This is a genomic window from Bradyrhizobium tropiciagri, from assembly GCF_018130545.1.
GTDB classification, from domain to species: domain Bacteria; phylum Pseudomonadota; class Alphaproteobacteria; order Rhizobiales; family Xanthobacteraceae; genus Bradyrhizobium; species Bradyrhizobium tropiciagri_A.
On sequence record NZ_JAFCKF010000008.1, the window covers coordinates 355080 to 374143 of the forward strand.

General features: G+C 65.5%; 18 protein-coding genes. 15 read left to right on the forward strand and 3 right to left on the reverse strand.

The features are described 5' to 3' along the window. Positions 1 to 114: 114 nt before the first annotated feature. The 3 genes from JQ616_RS31605 (at position 115) to JQ616_RS31615 (ending at position 3429) form a co-directional block, all read left to right on the forward strand. Entirely contained in the window at positions 115 to 1317 is a 1203-nt protein-coding gene (locus tag JQ616_RS31605) for an aspartate aminotransferase family protein (RefSeq protein ID WP_212021515.1), read from the forward strand. Then, positions 1317 to 2243 (forward strand): ornithine carbamoyltransferase, encoded by a 927-nt coding sequence (argF, locus tag JQ616_RS31610; protein WP_212021517.1) that lies wholly within the window; start codon positions 1317 to 1319, stop codon positions 2241 to 2243. Before JQ616_RS31605 ends, argF begins: the two co-directional genes overlap by 1 nt. Positions 2244 to 2427: 184 nt before the next feature. Further along, positions 2428 to 3429, forward strand: a complete 1002-nt coding sequence (locus JQ616_RS31615; protein ID WP_212021518.1) for an Hsp33 family molecular chaperone — start codon at positions 2428 to 2430, stop codon at positions 3427 to 3429. Between the two features lie 103 nt (positions 3430 to 3532). On the opposite strand, the gene apaG is transcribed toward JQ616_RS31615, so the two are convergent. After that, positions 3533 to 3931 (reverse strand): Co2+/Mg2+ efflux protein ApaG, encoded by a 399-nt coding sequence (gene apaG / locus JQ616_RS31620; protein WP_212021519.1) that lies wholly within the window; start codon positions 3929 to 3931, stop codon positions 3533 to 3535. Between the two features lie 296 nt (positions 3932 to 4227). Between apaG and JQ616_RS31625 the strand changes: the two genes are divergently transcribed. From JQ616_RS31625 to JQ616_RS31650, 6 genes are all read left to right on the forward strand, one after another. After that, on the forward strand, positions 4228 to 5487 hold the full coding sequence (locus tag JQ616_RS31625) for an OpgC domain-containing protein (protein ID WP_212021521.1): 1260 nt from the start codon (positions 4228 to 4230) through the stop codon (positions 5485 to 5487). After that, the gene (locus tag JQ616_RS31630) at positions 5484 to 6257 is read left to right on the forward strand and encodes an SGNH/GDSL hydrolase family protein (RefSeq protein WP_212021523.1); all 774 of its coding nucleotides are present in this window, start codon (positions 5484 to 5486) and stop codon (positions 6255 to 6257) included. The genes JQ616_RS31625 and JQ616_RS31630 overlap by 4 nt, the downstream gene beginning before the upstream one ends. 13 nt (positions 6258 to 6270) lie before the next feature. Next, complete coding sequence (locus tag JQ616_RS31635; RefSeq protein WP_349630074.1) at positions 6271 to 7281, forward strand: SGNH/GDSL hydrolase family protein; 1011 nt, start codon at positions 6271 to 6273, stop codon at positions 7279 to 7281. Between the two features lie 249 nt (positions 7282 to 7530). Continuing rightward, a complete protein-coding gene (gene glpK / locus JQ616_RS31640; RefSeq protein ID WP_212021533.1) occupies positions 7531 to 9033 on the forward strand; it encodes a glycerol kinase GlpK in 1503 nt (500 codons plus the stop codon). A gap of 64 nt (positions 9034 to 9097) precedes the next feature. Beyond that, positions 9098 to 11542, forward strand: a complete 2445-nt coding sequence (locus JQ616_RS31645; protein ID WP_212021535.1) for a penicillin acylase family protein — start codon at positions 9098 to 9100, stop codon at positions 11540 to 11542. 357 nt (positions 11543 to 11899) lie between these two features. Beyond that, the gene (locus tag JQ616_RS31650; protein WP_212021537.1) at positions 11900 to 12160 is read left to right on the forward strand and encodes a hypothetical protein; all 261 of its coding nucleotides are present in this window, start codon (positions 11900 to 11902) and stop codon (positions 12158 to 12160) included. Between the two features lie 104 nt (positions 12161 to 12264). Here JQ616_RS31650 and JQ616_RS31655 read toward each other — a convergent pair whose 3' ends face one another. Next, entirely contained in the window at positions 12265 to 12543 is a 279-nt protein-coding gene (locus JQ616_RS31655) for a hypothetical protein (RefSeq protein ID WP_212021539.1), read from the reverse strand. Between the two features lie 149 nt (positions 12544 to 12692). Between JQ616_RS31655 and JQ616_RS31660 the strand changes: the two genes are divergently transcribed. The 6 genes from JQ616_RS31660 (at position 12693) to JQ616_RS31685 (ending at position 18470) form a co-directional block, all read left to right on the forward strand. Then, complete coding sequence (locus tag JQ616_RS31660; protein ID WP_212021541.1) at positions 12693 to 13286, forward strand: GNAT family N-acetyltransferase; 594 nt, start codon at positions 12693 to 12695, stop codon at positions 13284 to 13286. 157 nt (positions 13287 to 13443) lie between these two features. Further along, entirely contained in the window at positions 13444 to 14070 is a 627-nt protein-coding gene (locus JQ616_RS31665) for a glutathione S-transferase family protein (RefSeq protein WP_212021543.1), read from the forward strand. Between the two features lie 243 nt (positions 14071 to 14313). Continuing rightward, a complete protein-coding gene (gene thrC / locus JQ616_RS31670) occupies positions 14314 to 15729 on the forward strand; it encodes a threonine synthase (protein WP_212021545.1) in 1416 nt (471 codons plus the stop codon). After that, entirely contained in the window at positions 15730 to 17019 is a 1290-nt protein-coding gene (locus JQ616_RS31675) for a M16 family metallopeptidase (protein WP_212021547.1), read from the forward strand. A gap of 59 nt (positions 17020 to 17078) precedes the next feature. Then, complete coding sequence (locus tag JQ616_RS31680) at positions 17079 to 17666, forward strand: GNAT family N-acetyltransferase (protein ID WP_212021549.1); 588 nt, start codon at positions 17079 to 17081, stop codon at positions 17664 to 17666. Between the two features lie 153 nt (positions 17667 to 17819). Continuing rightward, on the forward strand, positions 17820 to 18470 hold the full coding sequence (locus tag JQ616_RS31685; RefSeq protein WP_212021551.1) for a hypothetical protein: 651 nt from the start codon (positions 17820 to 17822) through the stop codon (positions 18468 to 18470). A 104-nt stretch (positions 18471 to 18574) separates the two neighbouring features. Here the strand turns inward: JQ616_RS31685 and JQ616_RS31690 are convergent, their stop codons facing one another. Next, a complete protein-coding gene (locus JQ616_RS31690) occupies positions 18575 to 19060 on the reverse strand; it encodes an ATP F0F1 synthase subunit B (protein WP_212021552.1) in 486 nt (161 codons plus the stop codon). Between the last annotated feature and the right edge of the window lie 4 nt (positions 19061 to 19064).

Sequence of the window (19064 nt, forward strand, 5' to 3'; positions counted from 1 at the left end):
ATGTTGCCCACGTGCCGCCCGCAAAGGCGGCCGTTTTGTTTTCCGAAGCTGGCCGTTGCTGCGCTGGCGTCAAGGCGCGCGGCAATTGTCGGCTTCAAACCGGCAGTGAACGCCATGACCAATGCCTCGTCGCATCTGCTCCCCGTCTTCGCCAGGGTCGACCTCGGCTTCGAGCGCGGTGAGGGCGCCTGGCTGATCGCAACCAACGGCGACCGCTATCTCGATTTCACCTCGGGAGTCGCGGTGAACGCGCTCGGGCATGCGCATCCGCATCTGGTGAAGGCGCTGCAGGAACAGGCGACCAAGCTCTGGCACATGTCCAACCTGTTCAAGAGCCCGGACGGCGAGGTGCTGGCCGCGCGGCTGTGCCAGCAGAGCTTTGCCGACTTCGTGTTCTTCTGCAATTCCGGCGCGGAAGCGATGGAGGGCGTGATCAAGCTGGTCCGCCACTATCACTTCTCCAAGGGCCATCCCGAGCGCTACCGCATCATCACCTTCGAAGGCGCCTTCCACGGCCGCACGCTGGGTACGCTGGCTGCGACCGGCTCGGCGAAATACCTCGAAGGCTTCGGCCCGCCGATGGACGGCTTCGACCAGGTGCCGCATGGCGACATCGAGGCGGTGAAGAAGGCGATCGGCCCGCATACCGCCGGCATCCTGATCGAGCCGGTGCAGGGCGAGGGCGGCGTGCGCTCGGCGCCGCAGGCGTTCTTCAAGGCGCTGCGCGCGCTGTGCGACGAACATGGCCTGCTGCTGGCCTTCGACGAGGTGCAGACCGGCATGGGCCGTACCGGTGACCTGTTCGCCTACAAGCGCACCGGCGTGACGCCGGACGTGATGTCGCTGGCCAAGGCGCTCGGCGGCGGCTTCCCGATCGGTGCGGTGCTGGCGACTGCGCAGGCTGCCGCCGGCATGGCGCCGGGCTCGCACGGTTCGACCTTCGGCGGCAATCCGCTGGCGGTCGCCGCCGCCAATGCCGTGCTCGATGTCATGCTGAAGCCCGGCTTCTTCGAGCATGTGCAGAAGATGTCGCTGCTGCTGAAGCAGAAGCTTGCCTCCGTCGTTGACCGATATCCCGGGGTGCTGTCTGAAGTGCGCGGCGAAGGGCTGCTGATCGGCGTCAAGGCCGTGGTGCCGTCGGGCGATCTGATCGCCACGCTGCGCAACGAGAAGCTGCTCACCGTCGGTGCCGGCGACAATGTGGTCCGGTTCCTGGCGCCCCTGATCGTCACCGAGGCCGAGATCGACCAGTCGATCACCGCGCTCGAGCGCGCCTGCGCGACGCTGTCGGCGGCACAGCCTAAGAAGGCGGGGTGATGAGCAAGCCTGTCCGTCACTTCCTCGACATCAACGAACTGCCGCTCGCCGAGCTGCGCAACATGCTCTCAGCCGGCGCCGCCATGAAGGCGAAGCTGAAGGCGCACGAGAAGGGCAAGAAGCCGCTCGAAGGCAAGACGCTCGCGATGATCTTCGAGCGCCCGTCGACCCGCACCCGGGTGTCGTTCGACGTCGGCATGCGCCAGCTCGGCGGTGAATCCATCATGCTGACCGGCGCCGAGATGCAGCTTGGTCGCGGCGAGACCATCGCCGACACCGCGCGCGTGCTGTCGCGCTATGTCGATGCGATCATGATCCGCATCCTCAACCATGACGCGCTGCTCGAGCTCGCCGCCCACGCCACCGTTCCCGTCATCAACGGCCTGACCCGGCGCTCGCATCCCTGCCAGGTGATGGCGGACCTCATGACCTACGAGGAAAACCGCGGCTCGATCGAGGGCAAGACGGTGGCCTGGACCGGCGACGACAACAACGTGCTGGCGTCCTGGGCGCATGCCGCCGAGCGGTTCAAGTTCCAGCTCAATGTCGCGACCCCGCCGGAGCTGTCGCCGAAGAAGCCGATGCGCGACTGGATCAAGGCGACCAATGCCCCGATCATGCTCGGCACCGATCCGGAAGCCGCCGTGCGCGGCGCCGACTGCGTCGTCACCGACACCTGGGTGTCGATGGGCGACAAGGAGGGCGAGCACCGCCACAACGTGCTGCGGCCCTATCAGGTCAATGCCAAGCTGATGTCGCTTGCCAAGCGGGACGCCCTGTTCATGCACTGCCTGCCCGCGCATCGCGGCGAGGAGGTCACCGACGAGGTGATCGACGGGCCGCAATCCGTGGTGTTCGACGAGGCGGAAAACCGCCTGCACGCGCAGAAGGGCATTCTGGCCTGGTGTTTTAACGAAGTCGCGTAACCACTAACGCCGTCGTCCCGGCGAAGGCCGGGACCGATACGCCGTGGCCCATGAAAAGGCACAAGGGGAGACGTCTTGTGCTGCGACAAGTCCTGTGGTTATGGGTCCCGGCCTTCGCCGGGACGACGATCGCTCGTTGAGTGAACCCCTTTATTTCACGGTCCGAGACCCCAGATAGAGCGCCATGGTTTCACAATCCCCCGACATCAAAATCACCACCGAGGCGCCGGTTCGCGCGCCGTCAGCAGTTCCTGTCGACGATGCCGTGCTGGCCTTCGAGGTCGGCGCGCTGGATCTGCGCGGCCGGCTGACCCGGCTCGGCCCGGCGCTCGACGAGATCCTGCACAAGCACGATTATCCGCCTGCGGTGGGCAAGCTGCTCGGCGAGGCGATCGTGCTGACCACGCTGCTTGGCTCGTCCGTCAAGTTCGAGGGCCGCTTCATCCTGCAGACCCGGACCGAAGGTCCGGTGTCGCTCCTGATCGTCGATTTCCAGGCGCCCGACCGGCTGCGTGCCTATGCGCGTTACGACGCGGCGCAGCTCAAGCCGGGGCAGACCTCGGGCGAGCTGCTCGGCAAGGGCCACCTTGCGATGACGATCGATCAGGGCTCCAACACCAGCCGCTACCAGGGCTTGGTCGCGCTCGACGGCGGCGGCCTCGAAGAGGCGGCGCACGAATATTTCCTGCGCTCGGAGCAGATCCCGACGCGGGTGCGGCTTGCGGTCGGCGAGGAGATGCGCGGCGGCGAGGGCGGCAAGCTGCACTGGCGCGCCGGCGGCATCCTGCTGCAATTCCTGCCCAAGGCGCCCGAGCGGGCCAAGCAGGCCGACCTGCATCCCGGTGATGCGCCGGAGGGCACGGTCACGCATTCCGTGCCGGACGACGATGCCTGGGTCGAGGGCCAGTCGCTGATCTCGACCGTCGAGGATGTCGAGCTGATCGATCCCGACCTCTCCGGCGAGCGGCTCTTGTACCGCCTGTTCCACGAACGCGGCGTCCGCGTCTTCAACCCGCAACCGCTGCGCGCGCAATGCTCCTGTTCGCGCGATGCGGTGTCCTCGATGCTGAAGAGTTTTGCGCCGAACGATCGCGCCGAGATGGTCAAGGACGGCAAGGTCGTCGTGACCTGCGAGTTCTGCTCGTCGGTGTATGAGTTCACGCCACAGGAAGCCGGCGTCGAATAACAGGTCTGTCATGGCCGGGCTCGACCCGGCCATCCATCGCTTCAGGAAAACTTCGTTTGATGGATCGCCGGGTCAGGCCCGGCGATGACGCGTATTGTGCGCGTCAGTTCAGCACCCTTTTCCCATCCGGGCTCGGGCTGTCCAGCGAGAACGTCGGCACCTCGATGTCAAAACGCTCGCCGCCCTCGGTGACCATCTGATAGCTGCCGGTCATGAAGCCGGAGGCGGTCGGCAGCGGCACGCCGGAGGTGTATTCGAAGCGCTCGCCGGGCGCGAGCACCGGCTGCTCGCCGACCACGCCCTCGCCACGCACCTCCTGGCGGCGGCCGGTGGCGTCGGTGATGATCCAGTGCCGCGTCCGCAGCTGCACCGTTTCTGCTCCCGAATTGACGATCACGATCTTGTACGACCAGAAATATTCGCGCCGGTCGATCGACGAGCGCTCCGGCATGAAGTTGGGTTCGACGGTGACTTCGATCTGACGGGTAACGGCGCGGTACATACGGCTCAATCCAAGGGTCTCAGTGCAAGATCCGCTTTCGATCGGATGATGCGCAAACAGGTGCCTATCATAGCCAATTGGTCAGCCGGAACCAATCGTCTGCAGGACTTGAAAGCCGGGGCCGAGAAAAGCCGGAGTTGGGGCCGTCCGTTCATCGCGGTTTCAACATAGTTCCGCTCTAAAGCACGGCGGCATGTCGCCGCGCGCTTTGTCGGCAAGGCTTTCTCAGCAAGTCGCGGACCGATATTATCTTTTCAGCTGGGCAGGCGGGGCGTCCGCGGCCGACACGGTGCTTGATGAGCTCGATTGCCGATCCCATAGCCGGTTCGCCGGCGGCTGACGCCAAAACCGAGGCCAAGAGCGAGGTCAAGGCGAAGGTTGCCGCACCCGCGATCACGCTGCCGGTGACCGGCGAGCGCGAGCTCCGGCTCGACCTGTTCCGCGGGCTCGCGCTGTGGCTGATCTTCATCGATCACCTGCCGACCAATCTTTTGACCTGGCTGACGATCCGCAATTACGGCTTCTCCGACGCCACCGAGATCTTCATCTTCATCTCCGGTTACACCGCGGCCTTCGTCTACGGCCGGGCGATGCTGGAGGGCGGCTTCGTGATCGCGACCGCGCGCATCCTGCGCCGGGTCTGGCAGATCTATGTCGCGCATGTCTTCCTGTTCACGATCTTCCTGGCCGAGATCTCCTATGTGGCGACCTCGTTCGAGAACCCGCTCTATAGCGAAGAGATGGGGATCATGGATTTCCTCAAGCAGCCCGACGTCACCATCGTGCAGGCGCTGCTGCTGCGCTTCCGCCCGGTCAATATGGACGTACTGCCGCTTTATATCGTGCTGATGCTGTTCCTGCCGCTGATCCTGTGGCTGATGAAGTGGAAGCCCGACGTCACGCTCGGCCTGTCGGTCTTGCTCTACGCGTTGACATGGCAGTTCGACCTGTATCTCTCGGCCTATCCGAACGGCTTCTGGGCGTTCAATCCGTTCGCCTGGCAATTGCTGTTCGTGTTCGGGGCCTGGTGCGCGCTCGGCGGCGCGCGGCGGATGTCGCGCATCCTGTCGTCGAACATCACGATGTGGATCTGCATCGTCTATCTGGTCGCGGCGTTCTTCGTGACGCTGACCTGGTACGTGCCGCAGCTCGGCCACATCATGCCGAAGGTCATCGAGCAATGGATGTATCCGATCAACAAGACCGACCTGGACGTGTTGCGGTTCGCGCACTTCCTGGCGCTCGCAGCCCTCACCGTGCGCTTCCTGCCCCGGGATTGGCCGGGCTTGAAATCGCGCTGGCTGCGACCTTTGATCCTGTGTGGCCAGCATTCGCTTGAGATATTCTGTCTCGGGGTTTTCCTTGCCTTTGCCGGTCACTTCGTGCTTGCCGAAGTCTCTGGCGGTGCCGCACTGCACGCCTTGATCAGCGTCTGCGGCATCCTCATCATGTGCGGCATGGCGTGGATTATCTCGTGGTACAAGCACTCCGCCGACAAAGGCGCCTCGAAAAGAGGTGCCGCCGGCAACGCCGATCTGGCGGGAGGGGGAGCATGAAGTCCGCGCGGACGACGCTGGGCCTGCTGCTGCTGGCCGCCTGTTTGGCGGCGGCGCCCGCGCGCGCCGGCGACAACCCCGAGCCGGCACCACCGGCACCGCCCTGCGACGTGCCCGCCTATCTCTTGTCGAGCGAGAGCTTGCTGCCGAAGGTCACCGATGCGGTGAAGGCCAACCAGCCGCTGAGCGTGCTCGTCGTCGGCAGCCGTTCCTCGACCATTCCGGGCAACGAGGCGAGCGCCTATCCGGCGACGATGCAGGCGGCGCTGAAAGAGGCATTTCCGTCGGCTGTGATCGATCTGTCCGTAGAATTACAGGGAAAGAGCACTGCGGAGGAGACCGCAGGAACCCTTGTTAAGCTTGTTGAAGCAAAAAAGCCTACTTTGGTTATCTGGCAGACCGGAACGGTCGATGCTATGCGAGCAGTCGATCCCGACGATTTCCGTACCGCCATCAACGACGGCGTTGTTGCGTTGCGGGGCGCCGGGACCGACGTGGTGCTGGTCAACCTGCAATACAGCCCGCGTACGGAGACGATGATCTCTGCACCGCCATATCTCGACAACATGAAGGTGGTGGCGCAGCAGCACGACGTTCCGCTGTTCGACCGGTTCGCGATTATGAAGCAGTGGAGCGACGCCGGATATTTTGACCTGTTCAGCACCTCGCATGGGGTCGATCTGGCCAAGAAGGTTCATGCCTGTCTCGGCCGTGCCCTTGCGAAATTCGTGATCGATGCGGCCCATCTGGGCCCGGTGCAGCAGAATTAGAGGAAGCAGAGTTGTGAAGCGTTTTGCCTTCCCTTTTCGCGCTTCGCTAGCGCGGAGCCTGTGCGTCGCGGCAGTGCTGGCGCTGCTCGCGCCGCTTGCGGTCGTGCTGTCGCACGCGCAGACCGGCCAGGCCGACCAGCACGCGGCGCTGTCGCCCGGTGCCAAGGCTGAGCTCGCAAAGCCCGATTCCGCGAAGCCCGCCGTGATCGCCGACGATACCTCTGGTCAGCAACCGGGCGTCGCTGCCAAGGCGTTCGACAAGATGAAGCAGGTCGCGAAGTCGGCCTCGGACATCTTCCACCGCGTGCCCTGTCATCAACCCACCGGCGTGCCGAACACCACCGGCTCGCTGCCGCACGTCGCGGCCAAGCTCGCCGCCGGCAAGCCGGTCGTCATCATCGCGTTCGGCTCGTCCTCGACCCAGGGCTACGGGTCCTCGTCGCCGGAATTCAACTACCCGAACCGCCTCGCTGCGCAGCTGCGCCGGCAATACCCGTCTGCCGACATCACCGTGGTCAACCGCGGCAGGGGCGGCGAGGACGCGCCCGAGATGATGAAGCGGCTGCAGACCGAAGTGATCGACATGCATCCCGACATGGTGATCTGGCAGGTCGGCACCAATGCGGTGCTGCGCAACCTCGATCCCACCGAGACCGCCAAGGAGATCGAGGACGGCGTCGCGCGCATCCAGGCCGACGGTGCCGATCTCGTGCTGGTCGATCCGCAATATTCGCCGCGTGTCACTGAGCGTCCCGAGAGCGCGCGCGGCATGGTGAAGTTGCTCGGCCGCATCGCCGCGCTGCGCCATGTCGGCATCTTCCCGCGCTTCGAGGTGATGCGCGACTGGCATGAGAAACAGGCGATCCCGATCGACGATTTCGTCATCGCCGATGGCCTGCACATGAACGACTGGGGCTATGCCTGCTTCGCCCAGCTGCTCGGCGACGACATCATCCGCTCGGTCGGCGCGATCAAGATCGGCGTCAACGTCCCGGCGGACGTGCGGACCTATCGGCCGATGTGATCGGGCGGTCTTCTGTTACGCTCGTGTGTGTTAGCTCTATCACCGTCACCCTGAGGTGGCCGCTTCTTCAGCGGCCCTCGAAGGGTCGACGGCCACTAGCCGGGCCGTGCATCCTTCGAGGCTCGCTCCGCTCGCACCTCAGGATGACGGGATTGATAGCCTCGCCGCGAACGGCGTTACCCCAAGCTTGACGCCACCGCGGTAATCCGCTCCCTTGGCGCCTGTTACCAAGCCTCAAGGGAAACGCTCATGTCTTTCGTGCTGGCCATTGATCAGGGCACCACTTCGTCGCGCGCCATGGTGTTTCGCAGCGACATTTCCATCGCCGCGGTCGCGCAGCAGGAGTTTCCGCAGCATTTCCCGGCCTCCGGCTGGGTCGAGCATGAGCCGGAGGACATCTGGACCTCGACCGTGATGGTGTGCCGCGAGGCGCTGGAGAAGGCCGGCCTGAAGGCGAAAGACATCGCCGCGATCGGCATCACCAACCAGCGCGAGACCACCGTGGTGTGGGACCGCGCCACCGGCCAGGCCGTGCACCGCGCCATCGTCTGGCAGGACCGCCGCACCGCCGACATCTGCGCCAAGCTGAAGGCCGAGGGCCATGAGCCGGCGATCTCGGCGAAAACGGGCCTGATCATCGATCCCTATTTCTCCGGCACCAAGGTTGCCTGGATCCTCGACCACGTGCCCGGCGCGCGCGAACGCGCCGAGCGCGGCGAGCTCTTGTTCGGCACCGTCGACTGCTACCTGCTGTGGCGGCTCACCGGCGGCCGGGTGCATGCGACCGACGCCACCAACGCCTCACGCACGCTGCTGTTCAACATCCACACCGGCGCCTGGGACGACGACCTCATCAATCTCTTGCGCGTGCCGCGCTCGATGCTCCCCGAGGTGAAGGATTCCTCCGCCCGGTTCGGCGAGAGCACCGCGGACCTGTTCGGCGGCCCGATCGCGATCTCAGGCATCGCCGGCGACCAGCAGGCCGCGACCATCGGCCAGGCCTGCTTCGAGCCCGGCATGATGAAGTCGACCTACGGCACCGGCTGCTTCGCGCTGCTCAACACCGGCACCACGCCGGTGGCCTCCAAGAACAAGCTGCTGACCACCATCGCCTATCAGCTCGGCGGTGAGCGCACCTATGCGCTCGAAGGCTCGATCTTCGTCGCCGGCTCTGCGGTGCAGTGGCTGCGCGACGGGCTCGGCATCATCAAGCACGCCGCCGAGACCGGCCCGCTTGCCGACAAATCCGACTCGATGCAGAGCGTCTATCTGGTGCCGGCCTTCGTCGGCATGGGCGCGCCGTACTGGAATCCGCGCGTGCGTGGTGCGCTGTTCGGGCTGACCCGCAACACCGGTCCGGCCGAGCTCGCGCATGCGACCTTGGAGAGCGTCTGCTACCAGACCTTCGATCTGTGGGCCGCGATGCGCACCGACTGGCCGGAGGCGAATGCCGCCAACACCGTGCTGCGCGTCGACGGCGGCATGACCGCATCCGACTGGACCATGCAGCGGCTCGCCGATCTGCTCAACGCGCCGGTCGATCGCCCGATGATCCAGGAGACGACGGCGCTGGGCGCGGCCTATCTCGCCGGTCTCGAGGCCGGCGTCTACCCGGAGCCCGCGAAATTCGCCGACAATTGGCGGCTCGAGCATCGCTTCCGGCCGGCGATGAGCGAGGCGACGCGCGATCGCAAGCTCGCCGGCTGGGCCCGCGCGGTGAAGGGCGTGCTGGCGAGCGACGAGGGGGAGTAGCGCGCGGGCAGGAAAATTCCGGCTCAAGTCTCGCAACTAAAAACAACAACCACCGGAGAACAACATGAACACGGATTTCAACCGCGTCACCAAGCTACTCACCGCCGCACTCTGCACCGCGATGCTCGCAGCTCCCGCCGCCGCACGCGAGAAGCCGAGCGCGCTGGTCGCGGCGCGCGAGGTCAAGAGCGACGTCGCCGGGCTGAAGGCGCCGGGCCAGATCCTGGTCGATGTCTGGGGCATCCCGCACATCTATGCCGGCAACGAGCACGACCTGTTCTTCCTGCAGGGCTTCAACGCCGCGCGCGACCGGCTCTGGCAGATCGATCTCTGGCGCAAGCGCGGCCTCGGCCTGCTGGCGAAAGACTTCGGCCCTGCTTATGCCGAGCAGGACAAGGCGCTGCGCCTGTTCCTCTATCGCGGCGACATGAACGCGGAATGGACCGCCTATGGCCCGAAGGCGAAAACCTATGCCGAGGCGTTTGTCGCCGGCGTCAACGCCTATGTCGCCGACGTCAATGCGGGCAAGCGTCCGCTGCCGATCGAGTTTCGGATCGCGGGCACGAAGCCGGACCTCTGGTCGGCTGAGGATGTCGTGCGCGTCCGCAGCCATGGCCTGACGCGCAACGTCGCCTCCGAGGTGAAGCGCGCGCTGGTGGCCTGCGCTGCCGGCCTCGATGCCGATCGCTTCCGCGTCAAGCTGGAGCCGGACTGGACCACGAAGATCCCGGACGGCCTCGATCCGTGCAGCGTGCCGAAGGGCGTGCTCGCGGCCTACGACCTCGCCACCCGCCCGGTCAAGTTCGCAAGCCCGAAGGACCAGAAGGCGGCGCTGGCGCATGATCCCGATACGTATCTTGCCGAGGCCGATCAGCAGCGCGACACCATCGGCTCCAACAACTGGGTGATCGCGGCCTCGCGCACCGCGACTGGGCGCCCGATCCTCGCCAACGATCCGCATCGCGAGCACTCGGTGCCGTCGTTGCGCTACATCGTCGGCCTCAACGCGCCCGGCATCTCGGTGATCGGCGCCGGCGAGCCGGCGCTGCCGGGCATCTCGATCGGCCACAACGACACCATCGCCTTCGGCCTCACCATCTTCAACGTCGACCAGGAAGACCTCTACGTCTACGAGCTCAACCCCGACAATCCGAACCAGTACCGCTACGGCACCGGCTGGGAGGACATGCGGATCGTGCACGAGAAGGAGCAGGTCAAGGGCGAAGCCGACCGCGACTTCGAGCTGAAGTTCACCCGCCACGGTCCGGTGATCTTCGTCGACGCCGACAAGAAGCACGCCTTCGCCGTGCGCTCGATCTGGTTCGAGCCGGGCACCTCGGCCTATTTCGGCTCGTCGGACTACATGACCGCGAAAAGCTGGAACGGCTTCCTCGGCGCGATGCGGCGCTGGGGCGCGCCGTCGGAGAACCAGGTCTATGCTGACGTGAGTGGCAACATCGGCTGGGTCGCCGCCGGCAAGACGCCGCGCCGTACCAGCTTCGACGGCCTGATGCCGGTGCCCGGCGACGGCCGCTACGAGTGGCAGGGTTTTCTGTCGCTCGACGAGTTGCCGAAGCTCTACCAGCCGAAGCAGGGCTTCATCGCCACCGCCAACCAGATGAACCTGCCGGCAGATTATCCGGTCAACGAGCGCCGGGTCGGCTTCGAATGGTCCGATAGCGCGCGCTGGCAGCGTATCACCGAGGTGCTGCAGGCCAATACCAAGGTGACGCTGGCGGACGCAATGGCGCTGCAGAACGACGACACCGGCATGCTGGCGCGGCGCCTCGTCGCGCTGCTGAAGCCGCTCACGTCTGACGATGCCAACGTCAGGAAGGGTCTCGATCTGCTCAAGGCATGGGACGCCCGCGACACCGAGGACAGCGCCGCGGCTGCGGTCTACGAGGTCTGGATCGCCAACCATCTCGGCCCGGTGCTGCTCAAGACCACGGTGCCGAAGGCAGCCGAGCTGATCGCGCCGGAGGCTTCGAGCATTTCCGCCATCGTCGGCTATCTCGAAAAGCCCGACGCCGCGCTCGGCAGCAATCCCTCGGGCGAACGCGACCGCGTGCTGCGCGACAGCCTCGGTTCGGCCGTCGCCGACGTCACCGACAAGCTCGGGCCCGATGCCTCGACCTGGCGTTGGGGTCGCCTCCATGTCGCGAAGTTCGATCACGCGCTGATGCCGCTCGCCGACAAGGCGACCGCGGCGCAGATGTCGGTCGGCCCGCTCGCCTATGGCGGTGCCGCCAACGTGCCGCGCGCCGCCACCTATCGCCGCTCCGACTATCATCTCACCGCGGGCGCCTCGTTCCGCATGGTGCTCGATGTCGGCAATTGGGATGCGAGCCGCACCATCAACACGCCAGGCCAATCCGGCGATCCCTTCAACGGCCACTACCGCGACCTCGCGCCGCTGTGGGCGACAGGCCAATATGTGCCGCTGCTCTACAGCCGCGGCGCCGTGGAAGCAGCAACCGCCGAGGCGATCTTGCTGACGCCGAGGTGAGGGGAGCGCGCCGCAAACTCCACGGTCGTCCCGGGGCTGCGACCTGTCTCGCCGAAGCTCGGAAGAGATAAGGCGGAAGCGCGACCCGGGACTCATCAGCGCGAACGCCAACGAGCGTTGCGCTTGTCAGCCACTATTCACTTTGTGCCGCCAACTCGGCGGCACACAACGAGTGTTTGCGGTTTGCGAATGGACCTCCGTCCCGCTGTGCGCGGGGGTCCAAGAAGCGATGGCCTTCGTCTGCTAGTCTGATCGATCGTGATCGACGTCGGGCTGTGGCGATTTTCACATTCGGCGCGAGCGCGAATTTTCTGGAAGCGATTGAAAGCTCAGCTGGTTAATTCACAGGAGCTGACCATGACGAAAATCATTCTTGTTTCGATCGCAGTTGCTTCTCTCTCTACAGCGGCCCTCGCTGATGCACGAACGGCAGGACACCGGACTCACCATCGCCACCTCGTGATGGGGACCGCGCTGAGCCCTGCCGTGCTCAACGCCAACGCCAGTCTCAGCGGCGATGTCAGTGACCACGCGATGCATATGCGGAACCTGCACGATTCCGGCTACAAGCCGAAGGACGATTTCGATCCTTACGGCAATGTGTGGGTTGGCAATTAACGGAATACGGGAGGGTATGGGGAGCCCTCCCTCAACGCGAAATCACCCTGGCCACCCGCTCATTGGACTCGGGCGTTCGAATGAACCACAGCGGATGTGGCTGGCTACCCCGTCTGCTTCTCCTGCATCTCAAGCATCGCGCGCAACGTGTCGTCGCTGAGCTTGCCGTTCGGCGACGGCGTGCGCCGCGCAACAGTCTCGACCAGTTGCGCATGCTGCGGAACGACCGGACCACTGCGCACTGGTGCATCGTCCTCGATGTCGGCGGCCTCATCAGCCGCGCTCGCACCATAAGCGTAACCCACGCCGCGCCGCCGCCGCGTGGGCTTTGGCTTCGGTGGCGGCGTATAGATGATCGGCGGCAGTGTGTGATGGCGCGACACGGTCGTTGCTCCGGTGGCCTCTGCACATGGAGCCGCTGATTCGCCAAAAGACCCACTGACAAATCGGTAACATTGTTACGCGGCGTTGCATTGCATCTGCCGCGACATGCGAATATCTCCGGCCGACACGCAGAAACAAAGGTCGCTGAATGCTGCTGCCTGACGGCTCCTCCGACGTTCCCCACGGCAAGATCGCTGCCATCGTCACACATCTGGAAATGACTGCACGCCCGCCGCTGCGCGACGATCCGCCCGGCGCGTGGCGGCTGCGCAAGGTCGATCCGCCGGCGCTCGACTGGTATCGCGATCTCTACCGCCGCGTCGGCGAGGAGTGGCTGTGGTTCACCCGCACCGGGCTCGGCGACGCCGATCTCGCCTCGAGGATCCACGGGCCCGGTAACGAGCTCTACGGGCTCGTCGTCGACGGCCGGGACGAAGGTCTGCTCGAGCTCGATTTCAGCGAGCCCGGCGAATGCCAGCTGCTCTATTTTGGTGTCACCGCAAAATTCATCGGCACCGGCGCCGCGCGCTTCCTGATGAACCGCGCGCTCGAGATCGCCTGGTCGCGCGATATCGGCCGCTTCTGGGTGCACACCTGTACCTTCGATCATCCCAAGGCGGTCGCGTTCTACCAACGCTCCGGCTTCCGCCCGTTCCTGCGCCAGATCGAGGTGGCCGATGATCCGAGGCTCGACGGCAAATTGCCGCGCGAGGCGGCGAGGCATGTGCCGGTGATTGCATAGCTCATCACGCAGATCGGATCATGATCCGGTTGCAACGCAACGCAGGCCATCTAGGATGGTGCAAAGCGCAACCCTTGACCCCGGCTTGGCCGCACAACCTCGAAAGCCCTGCTTTCGCGGGTAGCGGCCTGCCGCGGCATGACCGACGAGATGACGGATGTTTTTGATCGGCCAGTACGACTCGCCCTTTGTCCGGCGCACCGCGATCGCGATGCGGCTTTATGGATTGCCGTTCGAGCACAAGCCGTGGTCGACCTTCGGCGATGCGGAGAAGGTCGCGGCCTATAATCCGGTGCAGCGGGTGCCGACGCTGGTGCTCGATGACGACGAGGCGCTGATCGAGAGCAGCGCGATCCTGGATTATCTCGACGAGCTGGTCGGGCCGGAGCGGGCGATGATCGCGCGGTCGGGCATCGAGCGGCGCCGGCATCTGCGCATCATGGCGCTGGCGACCGGGCTCGCCGACAAGGCGGTCAGCTTGGTCTACGAGCGCGTGCTGCGCAAGGAGCAGCTCAAGCTGTGGGTCGAGCGCTGCGAGGGGCAGATTTCCCGCGTGCTCGCGGTGCTGGAGCAGGAGCGCGCGGCGGTGCCGTCGCCGTATTGGCTGGAGAATCGCATCGGCCATGCCGATATCGCGGTGGCCTGCGCGCTGCGCTTCACCGGTGAGGCGCATCCGCATCTGTTCGATGCGCGCTATCCGGCGCTCAAGGCCCACGCCGCGCGCTGCGAAGCGCTGCCGCCGTTCCAGGAGATCGTGCAGCCGCTGGCGCCGCCGAAGGGGTAGGGCGTATCGCGCACCATCCCCACCGCCGTCCCGGCGAAGGCCGGGACGACGAACTGAGAGTGGCCCGCGTAGTCCATTCCATCACGAGCCCTGTCACGCCACACGGCCCCGCAGCGCATGCTACGGGCTACCCATTGCTGGTCCGATCTTCTATGGTGAGCCTATCCTGTTCGCATGCGGTGAACTCGATAAATACATGATATCAAAGGCTTAAGGCTCGGATCGAGGCCTTTGGAGGGCGGTTTGACGCGGTATATTTCGACCAGGGGCGAGGCCCCGGTGCTTGGCTTCTGCGATGTGATGCTGACCGGGCTGGCCCGTGACGGCGGGCTCTACGTGCCCGAGACCTGGCCGCAGCTTTCGCACGAGACCATCGCCGGCTTGTTCGGCCGTCCCTATTGGGAGGTCGCGGTCGAGATCATCCGCCCGTTCGTCGCCGGCGAGATTTCCGATGCCGAGCTCGGCCGCATGGCCAACGAGGCCTATGCCACCTTCCGTCATCCCGCGGTGGTGCCGCTCGACCAGGCCGGGCCGAACCAGTTCCTGCTCGAGCTGTTCCACGGGCCGACGCTGGCGTTCAAGGACGTCGCGATGCAGCTGATCTCGCGGCTGATGGATCACGTGCTGGCCAAGCGCGCGCAGCGCACCACCATCGTGGTCGCGACCTCCGGTGATACGGGCGGCGCCGCGGTCGAGGCGTTTGCCAATCTCGACAATGTCGACCTCGTGGTGCTGTTCCCTAACGGGCGCATCTCCGAGGTGCAGCGCCGGATGATGACGACGGCGGGCGCCGCCAACGTCCACGCGCTGGCGATCGAAGGCACCTTCGACGATTGCCAGGCGCTGGTGAAGGAGATGTTCAACAACCATCGCTTCCGCGATCAGGTGGCGCTGTCGGGCGTCAACTCGATCAACTGGGCGCGCATCGTGGCGCAGGTGGTCTATTATTTCACCTCGGCCGTCGCGCTCGGTTCGCCGCAGCGCACGGTGGATTTCACGGTGCCGACCGGCAATTTCGGCGACATCTTCGCCGGCTATGTCGCGAAGCGGATGGGACTGCCGATCCGGAACTTGCGGATTGCCGCCAACGTCAACGACATCCTGGCACGCACGCTGAAGACCGGCATTTACGAGGTACGCGAGGTTCATTCGACTACCTCGCCGTCGATGGACATCCAGGTGTCCTCGAATTTCGAGCGGCTGTTGTTCGAGGCGAGCGGCCGCGACGCCGATCAGGTTCGCCGCCTGATGGCTTCGCTGAAGCAGTCCGGCCGCTTCGTGCTGCCCGATGCGACGCTGGCCGCGGTACGCCGCGATTTCGACGCCGGCCGTGCCGACGAGACCGAGACCGCGGCTGCGATCCGCGCCGCCTGGCGCGAGGCCGGCGACCTGGTCGATCCGCACACCGCGGTGGCGCTTGCGGTCGCCGACCGCGACACCTCGGATTCCAAGATCCCCAATATCGTGTTGTCGACCGCCCATGCGGCCAAATTCCCCGACGCGGTCGAGGCCGCCTGCGGGGTGCGTCCGCAGCTGCCGGCCTGGCTCGGCGGGTTGATGACCAAGTCCGAACACATGACGGTCATGAAGAATGATTCCGCCGAGGTCGAGCGCTTCGTGCTGTCGGTCAGCCGTGCTGCCAAGCAGGGAGTTGCCTGAATGAGCGTTGAAATCACCAAGCTGCCGAGCGGCCTGACCGTCGTCACCGACACCATGCCGCATCTGGAGACTGCGGCGCTTGGGGTCTGGGCCGGGGTCGGCGGCCGCGACGAGAAGCCGAACGAGCACGGCATCTCGCATCTGCTCGAACACATGGCGTTCAAGGGTACCGCGCGGCGCTCTTCGCGCGAGATCGTCGAGGAGATCGAGGCGGTCGGCGGCGACCTCAATGCCGGCACCTCGACCGAGACCACGGCCTATTATGCGCGGGTGATGAAGGCGGATGTGCCGCTGGCGCTCGACGTGCTCTCCGACATCCTCGCCAACCCGTCCTTCGTGCCGGATGAGTTGGAGCGCGAGAAGAGCGTCATCGTGCAGGAGATCGGCGCGGCGCAGGATACGCCCGACGACGTCGTGTTCGAGCATCTCAACGAGCTCTGCTATCCGGACCAGCCGATGGGCCGCTCGCTGCTCGGCACCGCCAAGACACTGAAGGCGTTCGACCGCGACATGCTGCGCGGCTATCTCGGCACGCATTACCGTGCGCCGGACATGGTGGTCGCCGCGGCCGGCGCGGTCGATCACAAGCGCGTCGTCGAGGATGTCACGCAGAAATTTGCGAGCTTCGACGCCACGCCGGCGCCGAAGCCGCAAGTTGCGATGTTCGGCAAGGGCGGCTCCCGCGTCGTGCATCGCGACCTCGAGCAGGCGCATCTGACGCTGGCGCTCGAAGGTGTACCGCAGACCGATCTGTCGCTGTTCTCGCTGCAGGTGTTCACCAACACGCTCGGCGGCGGGATGTCGTCGCGGCTGTTCCAGGAGGTCCGTGAGAAGCGCGGGCTGTGCTACTCGATCTATACTTTCCACGCCCCCTACAGCGACACCGGCTTCTTCGGCCTCTACACCGGGACCGATCCGGCCGACGCGCCGGAAATGATGGAAGTCATCGTCGACGTCATCAATGACGCGGTGGAAACCCTGACCGAGGCCGAGGTCGCCCGCGCCAAGGCGCAGATGAAGGCCGGCCTGTTGATGGCGCTGGAGAGCTGCTCATCCCGGGCCGAACAACTGGCACGGCATGTGCTAGCCTATGGACGGCCGCAGACGGTGGAAGAGCTGGTGGCACGGATTGACGCGGTCAGCGTCGAATCGAGCCGCAACGCCGCCCGCGCCCTGCTGGCACGCAGCCGGCCCGCCGTTGTCGCTCTCGGCAGCGGAAGAGGTCTGGACACGGCGGTGGCTTTTGCGGAAGGATTGACGAAGTCGAAGGCAAAGACGCTGCTGCACTAGGGAGCCGCAAGGCTCGCGGGCAGGCGTCACGCCCTGAATGGGCGGGGGAGTGTTGGGCCATGGCCCTGTTTCGTTTGCCGTCTAGTGGACCCGCTGCATTGATGCCGCGCGGTCACGGGCTGTTGCTGCGCGCGCCGCAAATGTCGGACTTCCCGCAATGGGCGCAATTGCGCGAATTCAGCCGCGCCTATCTGACGCCATGGGAGCCGATCTGGCCGTCCGACGACCTGACCCGGGCCGGCTTCCGCCGCCGTTTGCGCCGCTACACCGAGGATATCGCCGCCGACCGGTCCTATCCGTTCATCATCTTCCGCGAATCGGATGGGGTGATGATCGGCGGTATCACGCTCGCCAATGTCCGCCGTGGCATCGTGCAGGCCGGCACGATCGGCTATTGGGTCGGCCTGCCGCACGCCCATCGCGGCTACATGACCACCGCGCTGCGGGTGCTGCTGCCCTCGCTGTTCGGCGAGCTCAACCTGCATCGCATCGAAGCGGCCTGCATCCCGTCCAACGCGTCGTCGATCCGGGTGCTGGAGAAGTGCGGCTTCAGCCGCGAGGGCCTGGCGCGGCGCTATCTCTGCATCAACGGCATCTGGCAGGACCATCTCCTGTTCGGCCTGCTGCACGAGGATTTCCGCGGCTGAGATCGTAAGCCCATTGGCTGATGACAGGCCGCCCCCGGAGCCGCTGAGATGCCTTGTCAGATGCCTTGTTAGATGCCTTGGGTTCGCCGCCATTGGCTTGCTATAACGCCCGCGAAACGGGGAACCCGGATTTGGAGAGTGTAGGGATATCGCATGGGTGACAGGGTGATCAGGTTCGCGCTTGCGGCGGCGGTATCGATCGGGCTCGGGGCCTCCATGCTGCCGTCAGCGGCTTCCGCGCAGTCGCTCAGCGACCGCTTCAAGAGCCTGTTCGGCGGCGGCTCGTCGGACTCGGACAAGCCGGCCGCGCCCGCCGCGCCGCAGCAGCTCGACGACGCCGACGCCGCACTGACCTGTCCGCCGGTGCAGATCCGCTCCGGCGCGTCGACCTATTCGGTGGCTGCGACCGGCAAGGAAGCGGTCGGCAACGACGTCAAGTTCCTGGCCTCGATCACGCGCACGGCGCGGCAATGCAATCTGAACAGCGGCCAGATCACGGCCAAGATCGGAATCCAGGGGCGGATCATCGTCGGTCCCCAGGGCGCGCCGCCGTCGATCCAGGTGCCGCTCCGCGTCGCCGTGGTGCAGGGTGGCGTCGGCGAGAAGACCATCATGACCAAGGCCTACACGACCACGGTGCAGATGGACGACAGCGGCAGCGTGCCGTTCAGCCTGGTCGCCGAGGATGTGGTCTATCCGGCGCCGTCGCCGGCCGACAACGACAATTACGTATTCTATATCGGCTTCGACCCGCAGGCCCTGAAGCCGGAGCCCAAGCCCCGCGCGCCGCACAAGAAGAAGTAGTGCCTCCGCCGTGATGAGGTCGCGGGAATAAAGAACTGGTTGGGACAAAGAAAAAGGCCGGCGCGATGATCTCGCGCCGGCCTTTTTTGAAGCAGTTGATCGTGTCAGTTCAGCTTGGAGCGGACTTCGGCGATGCCCTTGCCGACGAGGTCGTCGGCGACCGAGCCCTTGACCGACTGCGACAGGATGGTCGAGGCGGCGGTCACGGCGGCGTTGGCCGCGGCGGCGCGGACATCGGCCACGGCCTGAGCCTCGGCCTGGGCGATCTTGCTCTCGGCGGTCTTGGTCCGCCGGGCGACAAAATCTTCCATCTTGGTCTTGGCCTCGGCCGCGATCCGCTCGGCTTCGGCCTTGGCGCCGGAGATGATCTCCTGGGCCTCGCGTTCCGCGCTGGCGCGACGCGCCTTGTATTCGCCGAGCAGCTTGTTGGCTTCGTCCTTCAGACGGCGGGCGTCCTCGAGTTCGGCCTTGATCCGCTCGGCACGGTGGTCGAGCGCCGTCAGCAGGGTGCGATGGACGCCGAGATAGCCGAACACGACCAGCAGAATGACGAAGGCGATCGCAACCCAGGTTTCCGGTTCGTAAAACATCCGT